Here is a 2,389-nt window from a genome sequence, read left to right on the forward strand (position 1 = left end):
ATTAGTCGGGTAGGTCGGGGATATTGCTATCCCTTTCCCCCCTAAGAACCGGACTTACAAGTTTTCCAAGTATCACGGCTCAAGCAAATCACGCAGGCTTCCCGTAATGTATTTGCTGGTGACACATCAAATGGACAAGCTGGAGGTTTTTGTAAGTATCCTTACCTCCCTTTGATTTAGGAATAATATGGTGGACGTGTAGTTCTTCTCCATTGAATAAAGATTCTCTACAAGTGGGACACACGTAGTTTTGGTTTCGTGCTATTTTCTGCCATGATTTTTTATAATCCTTGGACTTTCGTTTCCGTTTAGACTTAAACCATTTTTGAATTTCTGGATTTGGGTCATCAGGTGACGATTTTCCAGGTATAAGCACGTGGCGTTCAATATCAAACCAAGTGAATTTTAGTAGATGAATTCCACTATCGTGGTCGCCAAATACCCATTTATCCTTCCTGTCCAGGTTGAATCTTCCGAAATATTTTTGTTTTCTCCAAGTTTCATTTTTATTTGGATGTTTTCTTTTAGCGTATCTTCTAGCACGTGTATGCATCCATTGGTCTAGGCTTTCAAAAGTTTTCCTGGCTACCCCTTTACGATGATAGTTAGCCCAACCCCTGATGATGGGATTAAGCTTCGCTATCAATTCCTTGACTTGATTTGATTTATATTTAAGCCAAGTTTGGCGGATTTTATGCCGTATTTCTTTGATTGCCTTTTGACTCGGTTTCGTTAATAGTTTGTAGCCAGTTTTGCTCGATTTATCTCTGTAATGCCTTATGTTATGTCCTAGAAAGTCAAACCCTTGAGTAATATGAACAATTTGCGTTTTTTCCTCTGATAATTGTAGTCCTCTTTGACTTAACCAGGGTTTCAGTTGTTCTACTGCTAATTGGGCATCGTCTTCTGTTTCACATAAGCAAACAAAGTCATCAGCATATCTGACTACTATACAGTTGCCAATAATTTGTCCCCGTTTATCGTATTTGATTCCGAGTGCGTCTTCCATTCCATGCAAAGTTATATTGGCTAATAAGGGCGAGATTATACCCCCCTGCATTGTTCCAGTTTCTGTTGCATGGAAGACATCATTATCCACGTATCCTGCTTGAAGCCATTGTTTAATTAGTTTTCGAGCGGGAAAATGTCCTATTTGTTTGAGAACAAAGGAGTGGTTGATGTTATCGAAGCATCCTTGAATGTCAGCATCTACTATCCATTTTTTACGTCCGTTGGGACGAATACCGCAGAAAATCTTTTCTATGGCATCATGGGTACTTCTGCTGGGTCTAAAACCATAACTTGAGCCTTCAAATTGGGCTTCCCAACATGGTTCTAGAGCATTTTTGACTACTGCTTGGAGGCAGCGGTCAATTAAGGAAGGGATGCTTAGGGGGCGCTTTTTGCCCTTGGATTTTGGGATGTATATTCTCTTGGCTGGTAGTGGTTTCCACGGTATAAATTGTTTAAGGGAATCGGTTAGTATACCCCTACCCGTAGGATTTAGAACTACCAATCCGTCTACACCAGGGGTTTTCTTTCCCTGGTTTATTTGAGTACATCTCCTTACTGCTAGAAGGATGTTGCTGTACGACTTCATTAAAAGCCGTTGTAAATTTCGGAGTGTTTTCCAACGTTTCTCACGAGTTGCCTTGAAAATTCGCCGTCTCAGGTTCTTGACTACACGATTAGTTTTCTGCCAATCGACTGATTGCCAGTGAGTATAGTCCTTATTAATTACGTTTACGACTGTTGAGGTCATACCTAACTTTTCTTGATAAGTTCAGTACCTTCACTTTGATTCTCAAGAGATTCACCAGTCTTCTGTCAGCACTCTTTCAAGTTGGGTATCTCAGATGTATAATCTGCCCTATCCGCTGAGTTATACCAGTATTGGCTTTCCTAGTAAGGTTTCCCCCATTCCGGCATTTGCTTCTGAAGACCTCCCTCACCCGCTAAGGAGTTGATGGTCATCTTACGATTTCCCTACTCTGAGCATGGAAACTAACTCAAAGACCTTATCGGGGTTATCCTGTTCCGCACGGGATAGAGATGCAACCAACTTAGGACTCTACCTTTACTCCGGAGCTAGGTGTCCGCGAATGATGCTGATCATGACATCATCCCAAAGCCCACACTTCCGCAATCAGTGACTTTCGGAAGTCCGACGTCACGAAGCATAAGATAAATTCGCTGTTCGCTGTCCATATTGGTTTTGCCCTTGCCTCCCTTTCCGAGGTCACTACGTACTAGGGTTCGGCTTTTCTTCTCGCTGTGCGACACCCGGATTACTCTTGATGCCGTGAGAAGACGGACACAGGCGTTTGGACACTTGCCTGGGAAGTTGTTACGAGTCTTCCACTCTCCCGTGCGACTTTCAGGTCGCACT

The 2,389-nt window shown here is 42.6% G+C and carries 1 protein-coding gene; it reads right to left on the minus strand.

Annotation, left to right across the window (positions count from 1 at the left end; genetic code table 11):
- Positions 1–88 precede the first annotated feature (88 nt).
- Positions 89–1,762 (minus strand): group II intron reverse transcriptase/maturase, encoded by a 1,674-nt coding sequence (ltrA, locus tag IQ247_RS31970; RefSeq protein ID WP_193926212.1) that lies wholly within the window; start codon positions 1,760–1,762, stop codon positions 89–91.
- Positions 1,763–2,389: the final 627 nt, after the last annotated feature.

This window comes from Plectonema cf. radiosum LEGE 06105, assembly GCF_015207665.1.
GTDB lineage: Bacteria > Cyanobacteriota > Cyanobacteriia > Cyanobacteriales > Nostocaceae > Rivularia > Rivularia radiosa_A.